Below are 25,921 nucleotides of genomic sequence, written 5' to 3'. Positions count from 1 at the left end.
AAAGCACATCTGCGAAAGGCCAAAGCCAGGACCATCGATGCCCTGTGGCAAGCTGTCGGCTCAATCTGCGAACTCTACTCCTCAGACGAATGCTGGAATTATCTCAAACACGCTGGGTATGTTGCAGATTAATGGCTCGTTGCTCTAGCGTTCGGAGCAGCTCGCTTCGCCGCCCGCGATGCGAACCTCCTTCTTGCTCACCACTCCCACCCGGTCGCGACGGCGCTCGAATTACGCGTAGGCCACAGCGTCGATCCTGAGGAAGTGGTCGCCTTTGCCCGCAAGTCGATGGCGGCCTATAAGATACCTTGCCCGAATCGAGATCGGAATGGCCCTCCCCCGAACCGCTTCGGGCAAGGTGCAGCGCGCGGCTATCCGCAACTATTTCGTCGAAAAGGAATAGCGGCAGATGCTTTAAACGAGCAGGCGCGTGCGCACCGCCTCAATATCAGCATCGCCAAGCCGCAATTCCTCGCGCAGGAAGCCTTCCGCCGATCCATGCCGCGCTTCCACCGTTTCAAACATAGCGAGCAGATAGGCCGGGTCGGCGCGCATCATCGGTTCCCAGATTTCAGGAGCGATGCCCACCAGCTTTCCGCCCACAGGGTCCTTGGTGACCAGTTCGCAGCCGCGTGAAAAAAAGCAGTCTGTCAGTTGGTAGTCCTCGATCACAAGGTCGCGGGTCACTCCCAGAAGGTCAAGCAGCAGGGCCGCAGCAATGCCGGTGCGATCCTTGCCCGCAGCGCAATGGAAAACAAGTGGCAGCGGTCCATGCGCGATCCGCAGGAAAAGCTCCCGGTAGGAAGGCGCCTGCTCATAGGCCAGGTCGTGATAGGCCTCGATCATCAGCCGACGGGAGGTCTCCGAATTAGCGCCGGGCCGCCGCATTGCCTCCGTGAGGTCGCCAGCACTCATTTTATGGTCGCGAGACCAAATCTCGTAGGTCGCGGCCTCCGGCAGCCGCGACGGCCGCCGCGCCCGCTCGGTCGTCGAGCGGAAGTCGCAGATAAGCTGCAGCCCAAGGGTATCGAGCACCGCATGGTCCCGATCGCTCAGTTCCGACATGGTGCCGGACCGATAGACCAACCCGCGCGCGACACTGCGGCCATCGGCGGCCGGATACCCACCAATGTCGCGGAAATTGTGGCCGCCTTCCAGCTGCACCACGCGATCGAAATCGTTGTTCGCTTCCATCATGCTCCGTCCATAGCCTCGCGATGTGTCAGGCCTATTACCCAAGGTTTTTACCAGCAGTTCCCGGTGAAGCCGGAAACACGGGCTATCGCCTCATCCGATAGGCTGTAAGGCGGGAGAGGGAAACCATAAAGCACTAACGGTCGAGATCGGTGTGGTAGAGATAGGTTATCGTGTGAATCAGGCTGCCGGGCCGCGTTTTCCGCAAGCGCGGCGGCCTTTTGCGCCTAACCGGCAATCGGGTCAAGCAACCAGCGCGGAGGGCAATCCTCGTGCAGAAGCATCAGTCTCTCCTCTTATTCGCCTTCCATGGGCGCTTGTAGATCGTGTATTAGCATATCATATATGTGCAATCCTTCTTCTCTCTTTATGGAAAGTCTCTGCATTTTGTTCTAGGGGAATGCCGGTAAGGGGCGGCAGGAGCATTTTTTGAAGATGGCGACGGAACCGAAAAAGAAAACAAAGCGCGAGGGCTCTGCTGCCGCCCGACCCGTTGTGAAGCCGTTCCGGTTTGGCTTTCTGGTCCATGACGTCTCCCGCATGAGGCGCACCCTGTTTGACGAGGTCATGCGCGAGCGGGGGGTCACCAGGTCGCAATGGTCGGTTCTTGCAGCGCTCTCGCGCATGGGCCATGATGGCATGATGCAGGTGGATATTGCCCGGCATATGGATGTTGGAAAAGTCACTATCGGCGGACTTATCGACCGGCTTGAAGCTAGTGGTTTCGTGGAACGGCGGCTGGATGCCGAAGACCGGCGAGTGCGCCGCGTCTTTATCACCGACAAAGGCTTTGAGGTGATCCAGGAAATGCAGAAGGCCGGGAACAAGCTCAACCGTTCCATCTTGGCAGGCGTTACCGCTGACGAGCTGCGGATCACCGAAGACACATTAGCGCGTGTGAAAGCCAATATTCGCGCCTTGATTCAAAACAGCTGAAGCCCTCGCCAGCTGCTAGCTCGTTCTTATACAAGCGACGCTCCGCGTTCGAGTCTCAGGTCAGCCGTCATTCGGCCGGTCCGCTCTCCATTGCCCATTCGTAGCTGATATGATGAGCCTAATTATGATATTCTAGCATATCAATACTCCCTTGACAGCACGGGCCGTTCTGGACAGCGAGGACGCCATAGAGGGCAAGCGTGCCTTTGTAGAGCGCAGACCTCCCCGCTGGAGGGGGCGATAGACACCACTGCCTGCCATAGGAGAGCGTAATGGCATCAAATCTGGATCATGTTCTCGAATTCATCGACGCCTGGAGCAGGCTGGAGTTGGAACCAATTTTGGGGGCCATGACGGAAGACTGCTTCTATCACAATATGCCTTGGCCGCCGATTGTCGGACAGGTCGCCATTCGTGAGGCGCTCGCTCAATTTATGGCTGGGGCTGAAGCGATCGAATGGCAAGTGCTTCACGCCGGGGAAACAAGGGACGGAGCGGTGCTGACCGAACGGCTCGACCGTTTCCTGATCAACGGCAAATGGATCGAAATTCCTGTCATGGGCACATTTGAATTGCGCGATGGCCTTATTTCCCGCTGGCGCGATTATTTCGATTCTGCCCAGTTCGAAACTGCGATGGCATCCCTCACCTGAGAGGCATTGCAGTTTGCTGCCAAAGCACATAGTACGCATACGGACGACATGGTAAGGAGGGATGACATGGTGGTGGGTGTCGGCATCATCGGCGTGGCTCCAGGGCGCAGCTGGGCGGCATTGTCCCATATTCCCGCGCTTCAGGCACTGCCTGACTATGATATCCGCGCGCTCAGTACGACGCGGCAGGAAAGCGCCTCGGCCGCCGCTGCTGAATTCGGCATACCCAGGGCATTCGACAATCATCACGATCTGGTGAACGATCCGGACGTTGATCTGGTCGTTGTCGCCGTCAAGGTCCCGCACCACCTGGAGCTTGTCACCGCCGCCATCGAAGCCGGCAAGCATGTCTATTGCGAATGGCCGCTAGGAAATGGCCTAGTAGAGGCCGAAAAAATGGCAGCGCTTGCCAAGGCCAGGGGCATGGTCGGCGCGATTGGATTGCAGGCCCGTTCCGCCCCAAGCTTCAATTATGTCCGCGATCTCATCGCCCAAGGCTATGTCGGCACGGTTCTGTCGACCACTCTGGTGGGATCGGGCATGAACTGGGGCGCGTTCATCGACCAGCCCAACGCCTATACCGCCGACAAGGCGAATGGCGCGACGCTGCTGACCATTCCGTTCGGGCACACGATAGACGCAGTATCCATGTGCCTTGGCGAGTTTACGTCCGTTACCGCCATGCTCGTCAATCGCCGCGACCACTTCACGCTTTTACCGGACGGCAAGCAGATGCCGATGACCGCCGAGGATCAGGTGACTGTCACCGGCACGCTCGAGTCCGGAGCAGTGGCGGTGGTCCACTATCGCGGCGGGGTTTCGCGGGGCACCAACTTCCGCTGGGAAATCAATGGCACAGAAGGAGACATTGTAGCCACGGCCGATGGGGGCCACGCCCAGATGTTTCCCCTCACAGTGATGGGAGCACGCGGCCCTGATCAGGCGCTCGCTCCGCTCGCAATCCCCGGTGAATATAAATGGGCGTCAGACGTGCCGCCCTTCGCTGAGAACGTGGCCCAAGCCTATGCGCGGCTCGCCAACGACCTGCGCGACGGGACATCGACCTGCCCGACATTCGATGATGCGGTGAAGCGGCACCGGCTGATCGACGCAGTTGAGACATCTGCCACCAGCGGCACGCGCGTTACAATTTAGCCGCAGTAATCAATTTCCTTCATACCATCACATCAGAGCGAAACGAACTACATCACCAGTCAGGGCTTGTGCGTGGATGGCGGATTCTCCTCGTCAATTTTCTAGCTCGTGAACAGAGTCTCGTTAGGTGCGTCGAGGAGAATTTAGCCGTCTTGCCCGTGGACGACCGCCGCCCGATATCTCTTCCGCCCCTCGATTGCCACAAGGATCGAGATCCCCGAACAGACCAGGCAGACCAGCGAAATGCTGTGTCCCAAGCCCGTGCGAGGGTCGGAGAAAACGGTGTCCGAAAGTGCGCCAATGATCGAAGCGCCGACCGTCAGCGAGACAAGACTGTTCCAGAGCACGAAAATTGCAGAGTTGACGCCGCGTAGCGATGGCGGAGTGATAAGCTGAAGCGCGGCCACGAGATTGCCGTAAAATGAAGCCAGAGCAAGCGCCTGCAAGACCAGCATTCCGATGGAAAGATACAAGCTTCCGACCGAGGCATAAGCACTGGTCGCCAGGGCGATGGCCGAGAAAAGCGCTACCGCAACGAGTGGGGCGTCAGTCAAGCCCCGGCGGTGCAGTCGCTCGGCGAGTGACACGCCCAGCGCCGTGCCAAGGCTGCAACAGCAAAGATAAAGGATGCCAAGAAGATAGCCGGCTTGACTTGGCGAGAAGTCGAACGCCCGGATAAGATGCGTGGCATACCAGACGAAACCGGCGTAATAAACGATGCCGAGCAACCCCGAGCATACAAAGATGGGAGCGAAGGCTCCCGCACGGCGCCAGAGCAGCTTGAAAGCATCTGTGAGGCGGGCTGGCGCCCCCACGGGCGTCGCCGCCCTCGAAGGTTCACGGACGAGCAGCAGCAGCAGGGCCACGAAGAAGCCCGGCAAGCTGATGAGCCAGAACGCCTCTTGCCAGCGCTCGTATCCGGGCAGGATCAAGGGCAGGCGGTTGACGAGATTGATGACGGCGCTGCCGGCCAGAAAAGCCGCGCCGACGCCCAGGGTCGCCGCCATCGTGAAGATCGACATGGCGCGGACGACGCGTTCCTTGGGGAAGGCGTCGGTGATCATCGTGTATGCGGCCGGAGATAGAGTCGCCTCGCCCAAACCGACTATGGTGCGCGCCACGAAAAGCATTGAGAAGCTGTCCGCCAGGCCACACAGGATCGTGCCCGCGGTCCAGAACAAGACACCGCAGATCAGAACATTGCGACGGTTCCAGCGACTTACAAGTATCCCTGCCGGAATGGTCGCCACGCAGAAGGCCAGCGAGAAAGCGGGTCCCTGTAGCAGCGCGATCTCGAAATCGCTTATCTGGAGCGATGCTTTGATAGGGGCGACCAGCAAAGCTATGACCTGACGGTCAAGAAAGGCGACGATGTAGGCGAGCACGAGTACGCCGAGCATCTGATATGCCGAGCCGAGCGAACTACCGGGCTTCAACGCACCCGCTGTGAAGTTGTTCATTATTCCTCCCCGACGCCAAGATTGCTGGTGTGAGATTTTGGTGCGTCGCCGCATCATCCTATGGCCAGGATTGGAACTCGCCAAGACATGATTGTCATCAAACAAACTGTCGAAACGCCGCGAGCCTTGAACCTTGCCAGCTCCAACCATCTGTTGACGCTATTCAAAAAATGGATAGGTTATAGATCCTATATATAAATCGGGGCGATTAGAAGTCGCTACAGGCTGAGGAGACTGATATGTTCAAGACATCGCAATTGGCGCATTTGACCTCCGTGTGTCTGGCATCTTTGATGGCAGCGCCGTTGGCAGCGCAATCATTGCCGGCCGAAGGTGCCGGGCAGCGCGAGCTCGCCGCGGCTGATGACAGCGCTGATATTGTCGTTACGGCCAACCGCCGGTCGCAGGCGCTGACCGACGTGGGTCTCGCCATGAGCGTCCTTGACAGTTCCCAGCTCGATAATCGCCAGGTATCGAGCGTGAGCGATCTCGCCGCTCTCGTTCCCGGCCTGTCCATCGGCGACAGCGGCTATGCCACGCCGATATACAGCTTAAGGGGTGTGGGCGTGAACGAGCCGGCGGTTGGCGCCGGATCAAGCGTCACTGTCTATGTCGACGAAGTCCCATTGACGCTGCCAATCTTTACTCGCGGCGCATCTTTCGATCTGGAGCGGATCGAAGTTGTAAAGGGCCCCCAGGGCACTCTCTACGGCCAGAACGCCACGGGCGGCGCCATCAATTATATCGCGTCCAAGCCGACGGACAATTTCGAGGCCCGTATCAAAGGCAGCTACGGACGGTTCAACGCCGCATCGCTCGAAGGCTTCATCAGCGGTCCCTTGTCAGATACGCTCAGCGGTCGAATCGCGGCGCGGGGCGAGCGCGCCGACGGATGGCAAAAGAGCATCACGAGAGACGATAGTCAGGGCAAGGTACGGAAATTCGCTGGGCGCGCCATGCTTGAATGGCAACCCGGCGATGACTTCCGCGCGCTGCTGAACTTCAACGGATGGAAGGACAGATCGGACACGCAGGCGCCGCAGCTGATCAGGATCGTTCCGAACAATCCGGCAGTCGCACCGTTTCCATTCGTTTCCTCAGCCCCACTCGCGGCCGGCAGCCCGCGCACGGCCGATTGGGACAGGGATACGGATTTCGATCAGAATGCATGGTTTTACCAGGGCTCGCTCCGCATGGAGTATGACATCGCCGACGGCGTCACACTTACATCGCTGACGGCCTATTCCAAGTTCCGCAACCGGTCCGTGCATGAAGCCGACGGCATCGGCTATTCGGCGGCGCTCGGCAGGGATATCATTGATGGGCGCTACGACCTCGCTTCCGATGCCAACAGCTTCACGCAAGAAGTACGTCTGTCCGCCAGTTTCTCGATCATAAATTTCGTCATCGGCGCGAATTATCAGCGGGACAATGTAAACGATGTGCAGTTCGGCCATTTCGACGACTTCTCGATCATATCGAACTTCTTTGGTGTCGACATAAATTCCACCCGCAATCTCAATAACCAGCGTATCCGCGGTTACGGAGTGTTTGGAAATCTCGAAGCCGAACTGACCGACTATCTCACCATTTCCGGCGGGTTGCGGATCAACAACGAGACCCGCAGCTTCAAAGGATGTAGCGCGGACAGCGGCGACGGCAACGCAGCGGCCGGCTATAATGGTTTCACCAACTTTTTGCGTGGGAACCTTGGTCTGCCGCCATTGTCGGGCTCGCAGATCATTGGGCCGGGCGAATGCATTTCGTCAAATTCGGACCTCATACCGGCCTTCCGGGTCGATCGGCTAGAGCAGTCCAACGTGCCATGGAACGTCAACGTCAATTTCAAGCCCTTCGACCGCTCGCTGATCTATGCGCGCGTCAGCAGGGGCTTCAAGGCGGGCAACTATCCTTCCCTCAGCGCGGGCAACAATGCCGTGTTCACTCCGGTCTCGCAGGAAAAGCTGCTGGCCTATGAACTGGGGTTCAGGTCGAACGCGATCGATGGCTTGTCCGTAGAAGGCGCGATCTTCCGTTATGAATATACCGACAAGCAACAGCGGGGACGTAAAGATACGGGCTTCCCGTTCGGCCTGGTGGCGACGCAGGTGAACATTCCTGAATCGCGGATCCAAGGCGCTGAATTGTCGGCGACGCTTCGTCCAGTGACAGGCCTGACGCTGTCCGGTTCGGCTGTCTATGTCGACACGGAGATCAAGCGCTACACGGGCTTCAGCATTGAGGGACCATTGGTCGACATGAAAGGCTTGCCCCTTAATTTTTCTCCCAAGTGGAGCGTGAACCTGGACGCTAATTATTCCGTTCCGATCACATCCAGCCTCAATCTCTTCGGCGGCGCCGGCCTTGCCTATCGCAGCAAGACGACCAGCCAACTCGCTGCATCCTCACTCTATGACATTGACGCATATACGCTGATCAACGCTCAATTGGGGGTTGAGGATATAGATGGCCGGTGGCGGCTATGGGCCTATGGCAACAACATTACCAACGAATATTACTGGACCAATGTCGTGAAGTTCGCCGACACGGTGACGCGGTTCACCGGCATGCCCGCGACCTATGGCGTCAGCTTTGCTTATAACTTCAAATAATTTGCCCATCCGCACCGGGGAGGCTGTCACCGTTCCCCGGTGCGGATTATCATATCAGCCGAAATCCGCCTCTAGCAGTTGACCTTAGGCATCGTCGTTCCTTCGTCACTACGACGAAAAACCCAAACCCTCCTTAATTTACAACCTCAAATCTGTGCCATTGGTGCTGACGGCGAACAATGCTAGCTATAAAATGACAGTTTCGATCAAGCAAAAACCGTATGCTAGAATACGATATTGGTGAAAGCCCAATCTGAATTGAAGCGGATCATGTGTAATGCCCGTGCGACCCTATGACAATATTCCGGTCCCGACACTGCACGCTATTGTGACAGAGCATGCGGGCAGGACCCCGGATGCACCCGCAATCCGCTTCAATGACAGCATGTTGAGCTATCGCCAGCTCGACGCCCGCGCCAATCGCGTCGCCCACAGCCTGATCCGCGATGGGGTGAAACCCGGCCAGCGGATCGTGTTCCTGGGTCGGAACAGCGATGCCGTTCCCTTGCTCGCATTGGGCGCAAACAAGGCCGGGATTGTGCCTGTGCCACTGAACTGGCGCCTTGCCCCGGCAGAAATAGCGCAACTTGTTCGCGATTGCGAAGCACCCATCATCTTCGCTGAACCCGATTTTCTGCCGGTCATCGAAGGCACCGATGATGCCCAGGCCTTCCGCACGGTGTCAGCACGCGACCTTCTGGCAGAAGACAACTGGCTATCGGATGACGAAACGCCCATTAATGCTTCGGCCGACAGCGAAGCGATCGCGCTTCAGGTCTACACGTCAGGCACGACCGGCCATCCCAAGGGCGTCATGCTGCCCCATCGCGCGCTGCTCGGGATCAACGCCTTGCGGCACGCCGTTGCGTGGGACAGCTGGGGGCCAAAAGATGTCACGCTGGTTCAAACACCGCTTGGCCATATCGGCGCCTTCGGCGGCCTGGCGCGTGCGCTCTATTTTGGCGCGCTGGCGATCATCCATGAGAGCTTCGACGCGGCGGCAACCTTGAGCGCGATCGAGCGAGACAAGGTCAGTAAGCTCGCGCTGGTGCCGACTGCGATCAAGATGATCCTCGATCACCCCGAGGCCCGCACCGTGGACTATAGCTCCCTGGACACCATCATTTACGGATCCGCGCCGATCACGCCAACGTTGTTGCGCGAGGCTGTGGCAACCTTCGGCTGCCGTTTCGCGCAGAGCTACGGTATGAGCGAAACCAGCGGCGCAACCGTCGCGCTTCCGCCCGAAGATCATGATCCATCAGGTACCCACCGCATGACGGGGGCCGGCAAGCCGCTGCCGGCAACAGAGTTGAAAATCGTTGGGGAAGACGGCGATCCTCTACCGGCCGGGCAAACAGGCGAAATCTGGATACGCTCGATTGCCAACATGGCAGGCTATTGGAAGCTGCCGGAGGAAAGCGCGAATACGCTAACGCCCGACGGTTGGGTCCGAACGGGCGATGCCGGCTATCTGGAGGAAGACGGCTACCTCTATGTCTGCGGACGCGTGAAGGAAATGATCATTTCCGGGGCCGAGAACATCTATCCCGCTGAAGTCGAAAACGCCATTGTCAGCCATCCCGGCGTGGCGGAAGTCGCGGTCATCGGGCTGCCCGACCCGCATTGGGGAGAAGCCGTAACAGCGATCATCGTGCTACAGACGGGCGCTGCCGCCGATGCACAAGCGATTACTGACTGGGCGCGACAGCAGATCGCTGGATACAAGGTGCCCAAGGCGATCCATTTCGTCGAGGCTCTCCCGCTCAACGCCACTGGCAAGGTCGACAAGCGGCAGCTCCGGGATCAATGGGCAGCCGCTCCACTGGCGGAACGCGCGTGATGCGGCAGCTGGGAAGCTGCCGCCCGCATTGCCTTTAGGCGAGGGAATTCGGCGCGCCTGGCAGGAAGTCATTATAAGGCCCAACGGTCATACCACCATCTACGGCTATTTCCGCTCCACAGAGATAGGAGGCATCGTCACTGGCCAGGAACAGGCTGATGCGGGCGACCTCTTCCGGCTCGCCGATGCGCTGGATGGGCTGACCCACATAATATTTGGCGAGTTCCGATACCTCTTCGTTGGTAACATTGCATGACGGTGTCGATGCCGCCGGGGAATACCGCGTTGACCCGCACGCCCTTAAAGCCAAGCTCCATCGCGGTCCCCGTCCCGTCAGAAATGAGTGAAGAGCCTTGATGTAATATCGTAGGCGTTTATATAGTGCACTATGAAATCGCTCGATATAGAGATTAGCCCCTCGCTTTCGAAAATCCAGGCCTCCGCCAACCTTTCGGTGAGCATGGAAGTATCTTTTGCGCTCTACAGCGCGGCAAATCGGGTGATCAGGATGCACCGATCCCTGCTCGATCCAATGGGGTTGACCTATCCCCAATATCTGGTCCTGCTGACCTTGTACGACGGCTCGCCACGAACGGTCGGGGAAATCGGTTCTGCGCTCGGCATGGACACAGGTACGTTGACTCCCCTGCTGAAGCGATTGTCCGCTGCTGATATGGTGACGCGGTCGCGCGATCCGGCAGATGAAAGGCGCGTCATCGTTGCGCTGACCGCAAAGGGCGACTCATGCCGGGCCGAGATCAGCCTGATTCCTTCGAAAATTGATGCAAAGTGCCGGTTGAGCAAGGAAGAACTTACCGACTTGCGCAACACATTGAATGCGCTGGGCCATGCAGGTCCATCATCCGATCGAACAAACGCAACCCTAAATCCCTAAACGAGGTGCCCGTGACCACTATAACCGCCCTTGCCACACCATCCGAGATGAACTCGGCTGATGCCAGCCTGTCCTTTCGCGAAACCGTCAGGAAGCGTCGCTCCTATCGGGGGTTTCTGCCCACCCCGGTAAATGATGCCGTTATCATGGACGTTCTCGAGGACGCCCAGCGGGCCCCCTCGAACTGCAATACCCAGCCTTGGAACACTCATATCGTATCGGGTGCGAAGCGGGACGAACTGTCGAACGCCCTTATTGAGGCCAGTCGCGCAAATCATTTCACACCCGACTTCTCGTTTGACATGAACGCCTTCTACGGACGTTATGGCGAACGGAAAAATGACCAAGGCCGAGCCTATTACAATGCCCTGGCCGTTGAAAGAAGTGATGAGATCGGCCGACAGGCGGCGGTTGAGCTGAACTACCGCTTCTTCAACGCACCCCACGTCGCGCTGCTATTCACGCCATCCTTCGGCGATAATGCGCGGGTGGCATCCGACATCGGCATGTACGGTCAGACCCTGCTTCTTTCACTTACAGCGCACGGCCTGGGCGGTATTCCTCAGACTTCCCTCGGCTTCTTTGCTGACACCATCCGGGAAGTATTGGGAATAGATCCGGCATTAAAGATGCTGTTCGGTATCTCGTTCGGCCATCCTGATCCGGACGCGCCAGGCAATCGCATGATCATGGATCGCGATCCGGTAAGTGCGAACGTCACTCTGCATAGCTAGTTTCACCACGGGTGGGGTTCTTCAACGGGCCGTTCCACAAAGTTGACTGCATGGCATTGATTCATAGCAGCGCGCAGTGAGATTAAGAGAGCAGGTCATGGAATATTTCGAGCAAAAACAATATCTCGCCGCGGACGGACTCAAACTTGTTGCAGATGTAGGCGGCCCTGAAGGAGCTCCACTCGTCGTTCTTCTTCATGGTGGAGGCCAGACCCGCCATTCTTGGTCGAACGCGATGCACAGGCTGGTGAATTCTGGCTACCATGTCATCAACTTCGATGCGCGTGGACATGGCGACAGCGACTGGTCGCCCGATGGCCGTTATGGCCTGGACGTTCGCGGCAGGGATTTGCAGACCGTGCTGGGCGAAAACAGCAGACCTGTCGCCCTGGTCGGTGCATCCATGGGTGGCATGACCGCTTTTTATGCCGTCGGAACTGGCTTGGTTCCAGAAGCCCGGGTCTTGATAATGGTGGATATCGTCATGCGGCCGGCGGCAGCCGGAGTGGAAAAGATCCAGAACTTCATGGAAGGCCATGTGGACGGTTTCGCAACGCTGGAAGAAGCAGCATCGGCGGTTACGGCCTATAATCCTCAGCGGCCACGACCTAGCGATCCGAGCGGTCTCCTCAAGAACCTTCGCTTACGCGAAGACGGCCGTTTATATTGGCATTGGGATCCGCGCATGCTGGAAATCAAGCCAACCCCCGATACGCCTGACTGGACCGATCAGCTATTGGAGGTCGCCGACCGCATTTCACTCCCCACCATGCTGATTCGTGGGGGTCTCAGCGATATTGTGGACGATGAAGGCGTGGTCGAAATGCAGAAGCTTGTGCCACAGACCGAGATCTATGACGTTGCCGACGCTGGCCACATGGTTGCCGGTGACAAAAATGATGCGTTCAATTCGGGCGTCATCGATTTCCTGAAGCGCCATTTGCCAAGCACATAAATCATCCGCTGGCTCGGCAAAAGCAATCAGACCTGCTCTGGCCCATCATGCCTTCAGCCTTCATGCTCGGCCGCGATCCTCCTTATCTCGCGGTCACGATCCGTCCGTTCAGCGCGTTCCGCAAGTTTCAACCAGGCGTCCAGGGCGCGCTGATTGCGGTCCCGCACATTATCAAGCGTCGCGCTGTGGACTTGTTCTTCTGCCTCGCGCACCCGGGCGCGGTAGAATTCTGCCTGGCTCAACGATCTGCTCTCTTTTAATAAGGGGCGCTTGACAGATATGCCGCCAGCGCCCCTGCAAATCAGACCTGCTTCAGATCCACAGCGGCCATCTTGCCCCGCCTGTCCTGTTGCAATTCATAGGAGACGCGCTGCTCTTGATGCAGGGTCCGCATTCCCGATGCTTCGACCGCACTGATGTGAACAAAGGCGTCGCTGCCGCCGTCCTCCGGCGAAATGAATCCATAGCCCTTGTCTGTGTTGAAGAATTTTACCGTGCCAATCGGCATGAGATTTTCCTTAGGTAGTGATGCGCCGGTATGGATGACCGACACACGTCGAAGGAGCCGGAAGTATGATATGACAGGCCCGCTGTCCGGCTCGGTCAGCGGACTTGAAATCAAATGGCTGGGGCGCTAGCCGCCTTCTGAAAACCGGCGATCTTACGCGCATAAGCCCGGGCAAGACTCTCATGCGCCCGCCGTGCTTCCACACATTGCGCTTCCGACGCGAGCCGGGTTTCCGTTTGCTGGCGACGGGAAAGATAGGTGAAATCCGACACGACATTCCCTTCCGATAGGCAAGCGGGAGCGCGTCTGGTCTCTCAGTCTGGATGAATGCTTGCGGCAATTTTCACCTGATGCCTTCTCTTAGCATGAAAGCAGAGCAACGTCGCATTAATTCGGGACAACGTGTCCCTAATGCGGCAAGTCGCTACTTTTGCAGCGCATAGCAACGGAGTTTCCGGCCAAAAAAAAGATTATGGGCTTTGACCAACCTGAGCCTTAGCGGCACGATAAACAAACGAAAAGCGGGCCGTCACATTTTCGCGCAAGCGAGCAAATATTTGCAGCAAGGGCTATTAAATGCGGAAATTTCGTCGGTATGAACGATATACAACACCTCCTTCATATTGCGATGATAACAGCCCATGGCACAGGATGCTGAGAATGCGGCAGCTGCTGCTATTGGGTGCACTTCTGTGGCTCGCGGCCCTTTTCATGGGAGGGGGGAATTCCGCGATCGACCTGCACATATCCTCCGCTCTGGGAATTTCGCCACATTCTGCTTTGGTCTCGCCCGTCCTGTTTGTGACCCATCTTGGCGGATGGATGTTTTTGAGCCTTGTCAGCCTTGCCGCAGCGACGTGGCTCTTGATGCAGCGACGGACGAACGATGCGCTTTTCCTGCTGATCGCGACCTATGGCGGCCGCGCCTTGGTCGAGTTGCAGAAGCTGGCGCTGGACCGCCCACGGCCCGCAGAACATCAACTGGTGGAAATACATTCCATGAGCTTCCCCAGTGGTCATGCCGCGAACGCGCTGATCACCTACCTCACCCTGGCCTTGCTTTTCAAAAGTCGGGCAGCAGTTGCCGCGGCGCTGCTTCTTAGCTTCATGATCGGCATCAGCCGACTCCTGTTGGGCGTGCATTGGGCCACCGATATTCTAGGGGGCTGGGCCTTTGCCCTATTCTGGATAGCCCTGGTCCGTGGCGCGATCTGGCCCGAAACGCATATGGATTTGAAACGCTGACCCCGCCGTTGATCGTTTCAATCGATTAATCTCTTCGGAATTTCCAGCTTCCGCAATGCAGCAGACCTGCCTACATCGGCCTCGCACAACAGTGAGGAGCAACCATGTCCGTTCTCAATACCGCTATTAAACCTTTCGAAGCCCAGGCCTTTAAGGAAGGCAAGTTCGTCACCCTGACGGACGAGCACGTCAAAGGCAAATGGGCGATCTTCTTTTTCTACCCCGCCGACTTCACTTTCGTCTGCCCGACGGAATTGGAAGACCTTGCCGACCATTATGCCGAATTGCAGAAGCTGGACGTCGAAATTTTCTCCGTGTCGACCGATACGCATTTCAGCCACAAGGCATGGCATGACAGCTCGCCGGCAATCGGCAAGATCAACTATTACATGATCGGGGATCCCAGCGGCACTGTCACAAACAATTTTGAGGTGATGCGTCCCGGTATCGGCCTTGCCGACCGTGGCACCTTCCTGGTCGATCCGGACGGCGTGATCCAGTTCATGGAAATCACCGCCGAAGGCATCGGCCGCAATGCCGCCGAATTGGTCCGCAAGGTCAAGGCAGCGCAATATGTCCGTTCCCACCCCGGCGAAGTTTGCCCGGCCAAGTGGGAAGAGGGCGAAAAGACGCTGGCTCCTTCGCTCGACCTCGTCGGTAAAATCTGATCCCTCGCGGGTCGTGTGGGTCCGGGGACGGCTATGGCCGTTCCCGGCACTCCCAGCCTCGCGCACATCCTTAACGGAGTAGACCCATGCTTGACGCGAACCTGAAGCAGCAGTTGCAGGCCTATATGGCCAATATCACTCAGGCGGTAGAACTGGTCGCCTCTCTGGGCGAAGACGCCAAGTCATCCGAGCTGAAGGCGCTACTGGATGAAATAGCGGCGCTTTCCGATCAGGTGACTGTCGTTCGCCAAGACGACAAACGGGTGCCCAGCTTCATGATTCGCAGGGCCGGCACCGATATCGGCGTTCGTTTCGCCGGCATTCCCATGGGTCACGAATTCACCTCGCTGGTGCTCGCCCTGCTGCAGGTCGGCGGCCATCCGTCAAAGGCGGCGCAGGAGGTCATCCAGCAGGTCAAGGATCTGGAAGGTGACTACGCCTTCGAAACCTATTTCTCGCTATCCTGTCAGAACTGCCCGGACGTGGTCCAGGCGCTGAACCTGATGAGCGTGCTCAATCCCCGCATCAAGCACACGGCCATCGATGGCGCGTTGTTCCAGGATGAAGTTACCGAGCGAAAAGTGATGGCTGTGCCAACTGTGTTCCTAAACGGGGAGCCCTTTGGTCAGGGCCGCATGGAACTCGAACAGATTCTCGCCAGGATCGATAGCGGGGCTTCCACTCGGGCAGCGGAGAAGATCAGAACCAAAGAACCTTTCGATGTGCTCGTGGTCGGCGGCGGACCGGCCGGCGCTGCGGCGGCCATCTATGCCGCGCGCAAAGGCATTCGCACTGGTGTCGCGGCAGAGCGCTTTGGTGGACAGGTGCTCGACACCATGGCGATTGAAAATTTCATCTCCGTCCCGCACACCGAGGGGCCGAAGCTCGCCGCCCATCTGGAACAGCATGTCAGGGAATATGATGTGGACATCATGAATCTGCAAAAGGCGGAAACACTAATTCCCGCCCACATCCCCGGCGGCCTGCATGAAATCCGCCTGGAAAATGGCGCGAGCCTGAAGGCGAGGACGGTGATCCTCTCTACCGGCGCACGCTGGCGGCAGATGAATGTTCCGGGCGAAGACGAATATCGTAACAAGGGCGTTGCTTATTGCCCCCATTGCGATGGGCCATTGTTCAAAGGCAAACGCGTCGCAGTCATCGGCGGCGGCAATAGCGGCGTCGAGGCGGCCATCGACCTGGCGGGCATTGTCGCGCATGTAACACTCATCGAGTTCGACGGCCAACTGCGCGCCGATGCCGTACTGCAACGCAAACTGTTCAGTCTTTCCAATGTTCGGGTCATCACCTCTGCCCAAACCACTGAGGTGCACGGCAATGGCGAACGGGTTACTGGCCTTACCTACAAGGACCGGAACGCAGACTCGCCGCACCTGATCGAACTGGAAGGCATTTTCGTCCAGATTGGACTGGTTCCCAACACCGAGTGGCTGAAGGACACAGTGGCGCTCACCGCTCGGGGAGAGATAGAGGTCGACTCTCGGGGCCACACGTCGATTGAAGGGATATTCGCCGCGGGGGACGCGACGACTGTCCCTTATAAGCAGATTGTCATTGCCTTGAGCGAAGGCTCAAAGGCCGCGCTGTCGGCTTTCGATTATCTGATCCGGCTAGCCCCTACAGAAAGCGAAGCTCAGGCTGCCTAAGACAAGGAGGCGGGGTGTCACTCCGCCTCCTTACAGAGCTTCGTCAGCCAGCCCGTCGGCATTAAGCTGCGCGCTTAGCCATTCTACCAGCAGGTCAAACGAGATGGGCCGGATAAATGACAGGCCCGCCCTACCGTCCTTTTGCCATCGGATCAGGCTTTTGCGGTCCTCAAGGCCACTGATCGAAACGACGACTTCCTTTCCGGATTCGATTGGCTCGGGCAGCGTTACTTTCACGCCGCCTTGGGACAGATCGCAAAGATCGACCGAACAAATGCGGTTCCCCACTTGGATATGGGCTTGCCCATAAACCTCAATGCGGGGAGCACGCGTGCGCAGGCCACGATTATCGACCGACGAGGATTTCAACATATCGTCGACATTGACAAGATTACCGAAGTGCACGCCGATGCATCCGTCCCGCGCCCACACAATCTCTCCTTCCAGCCTCTGTCCGGATCGAATTTCAAGCGCGATATGCTCTCCCACTGCATGCGCAGAGTAGACATTCGCCATCACCCCGCCGGCGGAAATGTTGCGTATGAGGCACAATTCCTGACCCTTGTCGCCCGTGATCTTGGCCACCCATCGGACGGTTACGACCTGCCGGTCGCAACGGCGATGCTCATCGCCAGCAACTTGGCCTTCCAGGGCATGCTGGTCCGTCATCGGCATGTTGGTCCCGTACCTCGCTGGGGATGCATAATCCCCCTATCCCAGCCTGAAGGATTGCCGAAAAAATGTAAAATATCGGTAAAATTACAACATGATATATTGAAAGCGTTGGGAAACGCCGGGCCGCCGGAATTTAGATCGATTCCGAAACGATCTTGGCCCACTCCCCTTCATCAATCACGGGGATGCCAAGATCCGCTGCTTTTTTGAGCTTGGTCCCTGCGCCGGGTCCAGCCACCACTAAATCAGTCTTAGCCGACACCGATCCTGCAGCCTTGGCACCGAGCGCCTCCGCCTGGGCTTTCGCTTCATCGCGGCTCATGGTTTCGAGTTTGCCGGTGAAAACCACAGTTTTGCCCGTCAAAATCGATTCACGCACGTCCGATATATAAGGCTGGGGCCGGATCTCATTCAGTAGATCCTCCCAGACTGCCCTGTTGTGCGGTTCGTGGAAAAAGTCGGCAAGCGCCTCCGCCACGGCCAAACCAATGCCGCCGATCGCGGTAATGTCCTCCCTGGCCGCCTCATCGTCATGCGCGGAGGTCGCCACGTCCGCCAGCCGTTCGACCGTCCCGAAGGCCTTCATTAATTCGCGGGCAGTGACCGACCCGACATGGCGCATTCCCAATGCAAAAAGGAAACGCGCGGAATCCGGCTCCCGCCGTGCTTCAATCGCGAACAGCAGATTTTCGACGGACTTTTCCTGCCAGCCTTCCCGGCCGATCAATTCATTGCGTCGTCTGTGCAGCCGGAAAATGTCCGCCGGACTTTCCAGCCAGCCGAGTTCGAAAAACTCCTGGATGCTCTTTTCACCCAGGCCGTCAATGTCCAGCGCACCGCGACTGACGAAGTGGATCAATCGCTGCACTCGCTGGGCTCTGCATATCAGTCCCCCGGTGCAGCGATAGTCGACCTCGCCTTCCTCGCGGACGGCCTCCGACCCACAATCAGGGCAGTGTCCCTTGAACCGCCAAATCTCACCTGGTTCCTCTCGGCTGAGATTCGCCACGACTTGCGGGATGACGTCGCCCGCTCGCTGTACGACGACCCGATCGCCTTCGCGCAGGCCCAATCGCTCAATCTCATCCATATTGTGCAGCGTCACGTTGGACACCACCACTCCGCCCACCGTCACGGGTTGAAGCCGCCCGATCGGAGTAATCTTGCCGGTACGACCAGTGTTGGTGTCGATCCGCAACAATGTGGTTTGCGCCTTTTCGGCGGGAAATTTGTGCGCCAAAGCCCAGCGGGGAGCCTTGGCGACAAAGCCCAGACGGGCCTGCCAGTCCAGGCGGTTGACCTTGTACACCACCCCGTCAATGTCATAGGGCAGATCCGCACGCCGCGTTTCAATGGCGCGATAATGATCCAGCAGGGCTCCCAGACTTTCGAAGCACTGAAGATGCTCCGAGACCGGAATGCCCCAGCCTTCCATGGTCCGCATCACCTCCATCTGCATGGCGCCCGGCACCGCACTGGCGACGCCCCAGCCATGCGCCAGAAAACGAAGCGGACGCGCAGCGGTTATGGTCGCGTCAAGCTGTCTCAGAGAGCCCGCCGCGGCGTTGCGGGGATTTGCAAAGATCTTGCCGCCAGCCGCCGCCTGCCGATCATTCAGCGTGACGAAATCGGCCTTTGCCATATAGACCTCCCCCCGGACCTCGAAGATGTCAGGAGCTCCCGGCGGAAGTTCTTGGGGAATATCCGTGATCGTGCGGGCGTTTGCAGTCACATCCTCCCCGACCAGACCGTCTCCGCGCGTGGCGGCACGCACCAGCTTGCGGTTTTCATAACGGATGGAAAGCGACAGGCCGTCAATCTTGTCCTCCGCCGTCATCGCGAGCGGAGCGTCGTCGGCAAGGTTCAAATAGCGCCGGATACGCGCCAGAAACTCAGCTATGTCCTGATCGGAAAAGCCATTATCCAGCGAGTAAAGCCGCTGCTCGTGCATGACTTTGCTCAGCGGCGAGCTTTCCACCATTGCCCCGACCTGCCGCGACGGGCTGTCGCTGCGGATCAAGTGCGGGAACTGCGCCTCAAGCTCTGCATTACGGCGGATCAGCGCGTCATAATCAGCGTCACTGATTTCTGGAGAATCTTCAGTGTGATAGAGCCTGTTATGCCGGGCAATGGCTTTTGCAAGGCGCATCAACTCGTTGGCAGCGTCGGCTTCAGATATGGGTCCTGTTGTCACGTTCTGCTTATTCCCAATTCGTCTGCGCGGGGATGACGAGAATTACTATACCCCCTCCAGCAATCGGCTGGCCTGCGCCCGTGCTTCGTCTGTGATCGCCGCGCCAGAGAGCATACGCGCAATCTCTTCCCGGCGGTCGCCGTCGCCAAGAGCATGGACACCGGTACGGGTTACCGTGCCATCACTTGCCTTGGCGATCAGCATATGGGTGCGCCCCCGCGCCGCCACTTGCGGCGAATGGGTCACTACCAGTAGCTGGTTCTTCCGCGACAACCGCGCCAAGCGGTCGCCAATGGCAGAGGCCACCGCCCCGCCAACACCCCGGTCGATCTCGTCGAAGATCATCGTTTCCGCCCCGCCCTCTTCCGCAAGCGCCACTTTCAGCGCCAGGATGAAACGCGACAGTTCGCCTCCGGACGCAATTTTGATAAGCGGCGCGAACGGGGCGCCAGGATTGGTTGATATTTCGAACTCAACGCGGTCGGCGCCACCCATTCCCCACTGGCTTTCCGGCAACGGTTCCACAACCGTACGGAAGCGGGCGGCATCCAGCTTTAAAGGCGCAAGTTCCGCCGCGACAGCATGATCGATACGACCGGCCGCTTGCTTGCGTTCGGCACTTAGCTTCTCCGCCGCCGTGCGATAGGCAGCAGCCTTGGCGGCAAGATCCGCCTCCAGTTGATGAAGCCCCTCTTTTCCCGCTTCCATGCGAGCCAGCTTTGCGGTCATTTCCCGGTAAAGCGATCCAAGCTCCCCCGGCTCCACCCGGTGCTTGCGCGCCAGTGCCCGCAGATCGAAAAGCCGCGTCTCAATAGCGTCCAGACGGGCCGGATCAAAGCTGAGCGCGTCGTTCGCGGCGGCCAGCTTCTCTTCCGCCTCGCTAGCTTCGATCACTGCCCGATCAAGGCTGGCCAGTGCTTCGGTGAGCAACGGATGTTCCGCCGCCATGCGGTCCAACCGCCGCGCCGCCTGCCGCAGTTGCGCGAGGCTACCCTCCGATCCCAGCAGCAATTCACTGACGGTCGAAAGCTCATCAGCCAATCGAACGCCCTTCTGCATATCGGACCGTTCGGTTGCCAATTCCTCCTCCTCACTTTCCTGCGGATCAAAGGACTGTAGTTCGGCCACAGCATGTTCGAGATACTCCCGGTCCCGGGCCGCATGCTCCGCCTCCATACGGGCTTGCTCCAACGCCGCCTCGGCCTCGCGCCAGGCTTCATGAGCCGCACCCACCGCGGCAGCATCACACCGGCCAAAGGAGTCCAGCAATGCACGGTGACCTCGTGGATTAAGGAGACCACGATCGTCATGTTGCCCGTGAATTTCCACGAGGCAATTACCGATTTCCCTCAGTAAGCCGGCCGAGCAGGGCTGATCATTCACAAACGCGCGGCTGCCGCCGTCGGCCCGCAATGTTCTGCGAATGATTAATGGCTCGCCCGCTTCCAACTCGATCCCGTTCTCTGCGAGCAGATCAACCATCGGGTGCCCGGCTTTTGGTTCGGAAAAGGTTGCCGTGACGCTGGCCCGCTCTTCACCCTGCCGCACAAGGCCCGTGTCGCCGCGAGACCCCAGAGCCAGTCCAAGGGAGTCCAAAAGGATGGATTTGCCAGCGCCCGTTTCGCCGGTCAGCACACCAAGACCCGCGCCGAACTCAAGATCCAGGGCCTCGATCAGAACGACATTACGGATGGAAAGGGCGGTCAGCACGACCTTTGCCTGTCAGGCTCCCGCTGCATGTTCCTGGACGAGATCATAGGCCCGCTTGTACCACTTCGTGCCGGGATAATTGGCGCCGAGCACCGCAGCGGCCTTTTTCGCTTCAGCCGGAACGCCCAACGCAAGATAGCTTTCGGTCAAGCGCATCAGCGCCTCGGGCGTGTGCGTAGTGGTCTGATATTTGTCGATCACGGTGCGGAACCGGATCGTAGCGGCCAACCATTGGGCCCGGCGCTCATAAAAACGCCCGATCTCCATCTCTTTCCCCGCGAGGTGATCGTTCACAAGATCCACCTTCAATCGTGCATCAGCCGCATAGCGGGTATCGGGGTAGCGGCGGATCAATTCACCCAGGGCGCCAAGCGCCTGTTCGGTGATCTTTTGGTCGCGCGTGACATCAGCAATCTGCTCATAATAGCAAAGTCCGATAAGATAGTACGCATAGGGCGCGTCCTTGTTGCCGGGATGTATCGACAAGAAGCGCTGCGCCGACTGAATAGCCTGCGTATAATCCCGGCCCATATAATAGCTGAAAGCGCTCATCAACTGCGCGCGCCGGGCCCAGGGCGAATAGGGGTGCTGCCGCTCCACCTCATCGAACAGCGCCGCCGCCATTTTGAATTGGCCACGGTCAAGCCGGTATTTCGCCGCATTATAAAGGGTGCTTACATCGCGCGCGACATAGTTGGTGTCGGCTTTGTTCTTGCTGGTGGCGCATCCGGCAAGAAGAGCGAGGGACAGAGCGGCGACGAGCGGCTTAACGAGAGTCTTATGCATGGGGACGGGTCATAGCTTACCGTTTCGCCTGCGCCAAGCGAATGATTTCCGGTACGCTCAGAGGCACATCGAAACCGCGAAAGACAGCAAATAGATGAGTTCAGGCAATCCAGGACAGCCCGCGCAATTGCGTCAGGCTGTCCCGAACCGTGCGACCCGAAAGCTCTGGACGTCATACCAACCTGGCGGCGTAGGCGCCGCTAATGGTAATCGAAACATCCTTCCGGTATTCTGGTGCCGCGGAGCCTTGAATAGGGCTGCCGGCGTGGTCCGGTGTGTAGCCGATGCTGTGGCACGGGCATGTAACGTAATTGGGTGACAAGGAATCGATAATCAATCTAACGATATATATCCATGACCAATGCCAGCCAAGGCTGCGGAGACCCGATCGCTAACTTGCAGCTTCATGTAGATGCGGCGCAGATGAGTATCGACCGTGTTCGCGCTTATTCCGATAATATCAGCAATAACGCCGTTGCTTTTGCCACGAGCGACCCAATGCAACACCTCTTTTTCTCTTCGGGACAAGGCTGCTCCTGAGGTGACCTGATGTGCGGCAAATTCACAGAAACGCTGGTGGGCAAACTGCGCAATTACCTGAAATTCAGTGAGTAAATCTTGTGGAATATCACGCAATTCTTCGGGGAAACCGATGGCCACGTAACCGTTGCGCCCATTTGGGCCGAAGACAGGAATAGCCACGCCTCCTGCCGGCGAGTAGCTAAACACGTTTTCCAAAAAGGCTTCCTCTTTCGGCGACAATGTCCGAAGCCGTGGAATATCCAACCATTTGAAAGGTTGGGTGGCCGTCATCGCATGCAGGCGAATGGGATCGTCATAAAACACCTTCTCATCGAAATACCGGGTAACAGCCATTTCCGGCATGCCAACGAGCCGCACCCAACTTTGCGAATGATCCAGTCCAGGAGGCGAAAACAACACGCAGGTGATCTGGCGAATGCCATGCCTGTCAAAATAATTGACGAAAACGTCCCACAAACGACCTACGTCAGTAGCCGCCGCGGCCGCCGCAAGGAAGTGCCGCATCGAGCAATCCAGTCCTGCTACCCGAGCATATGGCCCGCTCGTGGCCCTTTCCTAGATACCATATTATTTAGATTCGTTGAACGCGCAGCGCATTCGAAAAAAAAGGGACCCCCGAGAGGGTCCCTCCTTATTAGCTTGAGCGGACGATCAGTCGTCCTGGGTAATGAAGCTCGGCAACCCGGTGTCGCCGCCATCATCACCTCCACCGTCGCCCCGTTCGCCACGGTCACGACGCGGGCCCCGGCCGCGGCCACGGTCACCACCGCGATCGCCACGACCACCGTCCCTGCCGCGATCGCCACGAGGACCGCGATCGCTACGCTCGCGCGGTTCGCGAGCCGGACGGGTGTCTTCCAGTTCCTCACCGGTTTCCTGATCGACAACCCGCATCGAAAGGCGGACCTTGCCGCGGTTGTCAATTTCAAGCACCTTGACCTTGACCTCCTGCCCCTCGGAAAGGGCGTCCGCGACCTTTTCAACCCGCTCATTGCGAATTTCAGAGACGTGGACGAGGCCATCCTTGCCACCCATGAAGTTTACGAAGGCCCCGAAATCGACCAGGTTAACGACCTTGCCATTGTAGATCTTGCCGACTTCGGCCTCCTCGACGATGCCCTGAATCCACGCCTTGGCCGCCTCGATCTGCTTGATATCGGACGAGCTGATCTTGATCACGCCCTCATCATCGATGTCGACCTTGGCTCCGGTTTCCGCGACAATCTCGCGGATTACCTTGCCACCGGTGCCGATGACGTCGCGGATCTTCGACTTGTCGATCTGGATCGTCTCGATGCGCGGAGCATGAGCCGACAATTCAGAGCGGGTGTGGTCAAGCGCCTTGGACATTTCGCCAAGGATGTGCGCGCGGCCCTCATTCGCCTGGTGCAGAGCTACCTTCATGATCTCTTCGGTAATACCGGCGATCTTGATGTCCATTTGGAGAGACGTAATGCCCTCGCTGGTGCCGGCAACCTTGAAATCCATATCGCCGAGGTGATCCTCGTCGCCAAGGATGTCGCTCAGAACGGCAAAGTCCGTGCCTTCCAGGATCAGGCCCATGGCGATGCCCGACACCGGCCGCTTCAACGGAACACCAGCATCCATCATCGAAAGCGAACCCCCGCACACCGTTGCCATCGACGAGGAGCCGTTGGATTCGGTAATGTCGGACAGCACGCGGATGGTGTAAGGGAATTCTTCCTTGCTGGGCAGCACGGGATGCAAGGCGCGCCACGCAAGCTTGCCATGACCGACTTCACGACGGCCCGGAGCGCCGAAACGGCCGACTTCACCGACCGAATAGGGCGGGAAGTTGTAGTGAAGCATAAAGCTTTCATAGCTTAGACCGGTAAGGCCGTCGATCATCTGCTCGGCATCCTTTGTGCCCAGCGTGGTGGTGCAGATCGCCTGCGTTTCACCACGCGTGAACAGCGCCGAACCATGAGTGCGCGGCAGGAAGCCGACCATCGCCTCGATCGGACGGATCTGCTTTGTGTTACGCCCATCGATGCGCTGACCATCCTTCAAAATGGCAGTGCGGACGATCTCCGCTTCCAGCTTCTTGACCTGCTTGATTGCAACCATTTGCGTCTGCGGATCTTCGCCGGCGAATGCTTCCTTCGCCTTGGCGCGGGCCGCGTTCAGGGCATCGGAACGCTGCGACTTGTTGGTCAGCTTGTAAGCAGCCGCAATGTCCGCGCCTACCAAGTCCTTGAGCTTTGCCTTGACCGAGGAATAGTCATCGCCGGTCGCCAGTTCCCAAGGATCCTTGGCAGCCTTTTCGGCAAGCTTGATGATCGCCTGAATGACCTTCTTCGATTCCTCATGGGCGAACATGACGGCGCCAAGCATAACGTCTTCCGAAAGCTCCTTGGCTTCGGATTCGACCATCATGACCGCGTCATAAGTTCCCGCGACCACCAGATCGAGTTCGCCTGTCTTCACTTCATCCAGTGAAGGATTGAGCTGATATTCGCCATCCTTGTAGCCAATACGGGCAGCGCCAATCGGGCCCATGAATGGTACACCCGAAATGGTGAGCGCCGCCGACGCCGCGATCATTGCAAGAATATCGGGTTCCGTTTCACCATCAAAGGACAGGACCTGCGCAATGACGTTGATTTCGTTGTAAAAACCTTCCGGGAACAGCGGACGGACCGGACGGTCGATCAGTCGGGAAACCAGCGTTTCCTTTTCCGTGGCGCCGCGTTCGCGCTTGAAGAATCCGCCCGGTATACGACCGGCGGACGAGAATTTTTCCTGATAGTGAACGGTGAGCGGGAAGAAATCCTGCCCTTCCTTCACCGATTTGGCGGCGGTGACTGCACACAGCACTACGGTTTCGCCATAGGTTGCCAGCACTGCGCCGTCCGCTTGGCGGGCAACACGGCCCGTTTCGAGTGTCAGGGTTTTTCCGCCCCACTCGATTTCTACTTTCTTGATATCAAACATGGATTTTCCTTCCTCCCGCCTGCCCTATGCAGACGGTGGCCTATGTGCGGGCAGAACCGGCCCGCAGCGGTTTTGGGGCCAATTTCGTACCCCTGACCATTCCGCCGAATTACGGTTTGGCCTTGTTTGTATCCTGCGAAGGCAGGAATTCAGGGTCTCAAGCACATCGCCCGGAAACCCTGGGCTCCCGCTTCGCAGGAGCACATCCTCCGCAGCGAGGATGTAAAAAGAAACGGCCCCGCACAGGGGCCGTCCCGTTATTTGCGAAGACCCAGCTTCGCGATAAGCTCTGCGTAGCGTCCTGCATCCTTCTTCTTCAGATAGTCCAGAAGACTGCGGCGCTTGTTGACCAGCATCAGTAGACCACGGCGGCTGTGATTATCCTTGTGGTGCCCCTTGAAATGCTCAGTCAAGTTCACGATGCGTTCGGTCAGGATCGCCACCTGCACCTCGGGTGAACCGGTATCGCCACTTTGGCGGGAGTGCTCGGTGATCAGTTCCTGCTTGCGCTCAGCTGTAATCGACATCGTCAT

23 protein-coding genes are annotated in these 25,921 nt (G+C 58.2%); 11 read left to right on the top strand and 12 right to left on the bottom strand.

Translation table 11 applies throughout. The annotated features are described in order from the left end of the window. Positions 1-414: 414 nt before the first annotated feature. Positions 415-1,197, bottom strand: a complete 783-nt coding sequence (locus tag HNQ99_RS02230; RefSeq protein WP_184473989.1) for a tyrosine-protein phosphatase — start codon at positions 1,195-1,197, stop codon at positions 415-417. Between the two features lie 432 nt (positions 1,198-1,629). Here HNQ99_RS02230 and HNQ99_RS02225 point away from each other — a divergent pair, with 432 nt between their 5' ends. The 3 genes from HNQ99_RS02225 (at position 1,630) to HNQ99_RS02215 (ending at position 3,938) form a co-directional block, all read left to right on the top strand. Further along, the gene (locus HNQ99_RS02225; protein WP_184473988.1) at positions 1,630-2,130 is read left to right on the top strand and encodes a MarR family winged helix-turn-helix transcriptional regulator; all 501 of its coding nucleotides are present in this window, start codon (positions 1,630-1,632) and stop codon (positions 2,128-2,130) included. Between the two features lie 272 nt (positions 2,131-2,402). After that, positions 2,403-2,783, top strand: coding sequence for a limonene-1,2-epoxide hydrolase family protein (locus tag HNQ99_RS02220; protein WP_184473987.1), 381 nt, complete (start codon positions 2,403-2,405; stop codon positions 2,781-2,783). Positions 2,784-2,849: 66 nt separating this feature from the next. Next, positions 2,850-3,938, top strand: a complete 1,089-nt coding sequence (locus HNQ99_RS02215) for a Gfo/Idh/MocA family protein (RefSeq protein ID WP_221232516.1) — start codon at positions 2,850-2,852, stop codon at positions 3,936-3,938. A 143-nt stretch (positions 3,939-4,081) separates the two neighbouring features. Here HNQ99_RS02215 and HNQ99_RS02210 read toward each other — a convergent pair whose 3' ends face one another. Then, positions 4,082-5,398: an MFS transporter gene (locus HNQ99_RS02210; protein WP_184473985.1), complete on the bottom strand. Its 1,317-nt coding sequence runs from the start codon at positions 5,396-5,398 to the stop codon at positions 4,082-4,084. A gap of 239 nt (positions 5,399-5,637) precedes the next feature. Here HNQ99_RS02210 and HNQ99_RS02205 point away from each other — a divergent pair, with 239 nt between their 5' ends. Next, positions 5,638-8,010: a TonB-dependent receptor gene (locus HNQ99_RS02205; protein WP_184473984.1), complete on the top strand. Its 2,373-nt coding sequence runs from the start codon at positions 5,638-5,640 to the stop codon at positions 8,008-8,010. Positions 8,011-8,287: 277 nt separating this feature from the next. Beyond that, positions 8,288-9,853, top strand: a complete 1,566-nt coding sequence (locus tag HNQ99_RS02200; RefSeq protein WP_184473983.1) for a long-chain-fatty-acid--CoA ligase — start codon at positions 8,288-8,290, stop codon at positions 9,851-9,853. 34 nt (positions 9,854-9,887) lie between these two features. On the opposite strand, the gene HNQ99_RS02195 is transcribed toward HNQ99_RS02200, so the two are convergent. Further along, entirely contained in the window at positions 9,888-10,163 is a 276-nt protein-coding gene (locus HNQ99_RS02195; RefSeq protein ID WP_221232515.1) for an SDR family oxidoreductase, read from the bottom strand. 78 nt (positions 10,164-10,241) lie between these two features. Here HNQ99_RS02195 and HNQ99_RS02190 point away from each other — a divergent pair, with 78 nt between their 5' ends. The 3 genes from HNQ99_RS02190 to HNQ99_RS02180 all read left to right on the top strand — a co-directional run bounded on the left by HNQ99_RS02190 (position 10,242) and on the right by HNQ99_RS02180 (position 12,437). Then, entirely contained in the window at positions 10,242-10,748 is a 507-nt protein-coding gene (locus tag HNQ99_RS02190) for a MarR family winged helix-turn-helix transcriptional regulator (RefSeq protein ID WP_184473982.1), read from the top strand. An 11-nt stretch (positions 10,749-10,759) separates the two neighbouring features. Next, positions 10,760-11,482: a nitroreductase gene (locus tag HNQ99_RS02185; protein ID WP_322790295.1), complete on the top strand. Its 723-nt coding sequence runs from the start codon at positions 10,760-10,762 to the stop codon at positions 11,480-11,482. 97 nt (positions 11,483-11,579) lie between these two features. Continuing rightward, positions 11,580-12,437, top strand: a complete 858-nt coding sequence (locus HNQ99_RS02180; protein ID WP_184473981.1) for an alpha/beta fold hydrolase — start codon at positions 11,580-11,582, stop codon at positions 12,435-12,437. 53 nt (positions 12,438-12,490) lie between these two features. Here HNQ99_RS02180 and HNQ99_RS02175 read toward each other — a convergent pair whose 3' ends face one another. Next, complete coding sequence (locus HNQ99_RS02175; protein WP_184473980.1) at positions 12,491-12,679, bottom strand: hypothetical protein; 189 nt, start codon at positions 12,677-12,679, stop codon at positions 12,491-12,493. Between the two features lie 59 nt (positions 12,680-12,738). Then, the gene (locus HNQ99_RS02170) at positions 12,739-12,945 is read right to left on the bottom strand and encodes a cold-shock protein (protein WP_184473979.1); all 207 of its coding nucleotides are present in this window, start codon (positions 12,943-12,945) and stop codon (positions 12,739-12,741) included. A 660-nt stretch (positions 12,946-13,605) separates the two neighbouring features. On the opposite strand from HNQ99_RS02170, the gene HNQ99_RS02165 reads away from it, so the two are divergent. The 3 genes from HNQ99_RS02165 to ahpF all read left to right on the top strand — a co-directional run bounded on the left by HNQ99_RS02165 (position 13,606) and on the right by ahpF (position 16,525). Next, positions 13,606-14,190: a phosphatase PAP2 family protein gene (locus HNQ99_RS02165; protein WP_184473978.1), complete on the top strand. Its 585-nt coding sequence runs from the start codon at positions 13,606-13,608 to the stop codon at positions 14,188-14,190. A 104-nt stretch (positions 14,191-14,294) separates the two neighbouring features. Continuing rightward, positions 14,295-14,858: an alkyl hydroperoxide reductase subunit C gene (gene ahpC, locus HNQ99_RS02160; RefSeq protein ID WP_184473977.1), complete on the top strand. Its 564-nt coding sequence runs from the start codon at positions 14,295-14,297 to the stop codon at positions 14,856-14,858. A gap of 86 nt (positions 14,859-14,944) precedes the next feature. After that, positions 14,945-16,525: an alkyl hydroperoxide reductase subunit F gene (gene ahpF, locus HNQ99_RS02155; RefSeq protein WP_184473976.1), complete on the top strand. Its 1,581-nt coding sequence runs from the start codon at positions 14,945-14,947 to the stop codon at positions 16,523-16,525. A gap of 30 nt (positions 16,526-16,555) precedes the next feature. On the opposite strand, the gene HNQ99_RS02150 is transcribed toward ahpF, so the two are convergent. The 7 genes from HNQ99_RS02150 to rpsO form a co-directional block, all read right to left on the bottom strand. Continuing rightward, complete coding sequence (locus HNQ99_RS02150; protein ID WP_184473975.1) at positions 16,556-17,194, bottom strand: PilZ domain-containing protein; 639 nt, start codon at positions 17,192-17,194, stop codon at positions 16,556-16,558. Positions 17,195-17,333: 139 nt separating this feature from the next. Next, on the bottom strand, positions 17,334-19,349 hold the full coding sequence (gene ligA, locus HNQ99_RS02145) for an NAD-dependent DNA ligase LigA (protein WP_184474036.1): 2,016 nt from the start codon (positions 19,347-19,349) through the stop codon (positions 17,334-17,336). 90 nt (positions 19,350-19,439) lie between these two features. Continuing rightward, positions 19,440-21,104, bottom strand: coding sequence for a DNA repair protein RecN (gene recN, locus HNQ99_RS02140; RefSeq protein WP_184473974.1), 1,665 nt, complete (start codon positions 21,102-21,104; stop codon positions 19,440-19,442). 12 nt (positions 21,105-21,116) lie between these two features. Continuing rightward, the gene (locus HNQ99_RS02135; protein ID WP_184473973.1) at positions 21,117-21,890 is read right to left on the bottom strand and encodes an outer membrane protein assembly factor BamD; all 774 of its coding nucleotides are present in this window, start codon (positions 21,888-21,890) and stop codon (positions 21,117-21,119) included. A 333-nt stretch (positions 21,891-22,223) separates the two neighbouring features. Next, complete coding sequence (locus HNQ99_RS02130; RefSeq protein ID WP_184473972.1) at positions 22,224-22,937, bottom strand: helix-turn-helix transcriptional regulator; 714 nt, start codon at positions 22,935-22,937, stop codon at positions 22,224-22,226. Positions 22,938-23,084: 147 nt separating this feature from the next. Continuing rightward, complete coding sequence (gene pnp, locus HNQ99_RS02125) at positions 23,085-25,388, bottom strand: polyribonucleotide nucleotidyltransferase (protein ID WP_184473971.1); 2,304 nt, start codon at positions 25,386-25,388, stop codon at positions 23,085-23,087. Between the two features lie 257 nt (positions 25,389-25,645). After that, on the bottom strand, positions 25,646-25,915 hold the full coding sequence (gene rpsO, locus HNQ99_RS02120; protein ID WP_184473970.1) for a 30S ribosomal protein S15: 270 nt from the start codon (positions 25,913-25,915) through the stop codon (positions 25,646-25,648). Positions 25,916-25,921: the final 6 nt, after the last annotated feature.

It is taken from the genome of Rhizorhapis suberifaciens, assembly GCF_014200045.1.
Classification (GTDB): domain Bacteria; phylum Pseudomonadota; class Alphaproteobacteria; order Sphingomonadales; family Sphingomonadaceae; genus Rhizorhapis; species Rhizorhapis suberifaciens.
The sequence above is the reverse complement of the archived record's forward strand: the minus strand, read 5'-3'. Positions and strand labels throughout refer to the sequence as shown.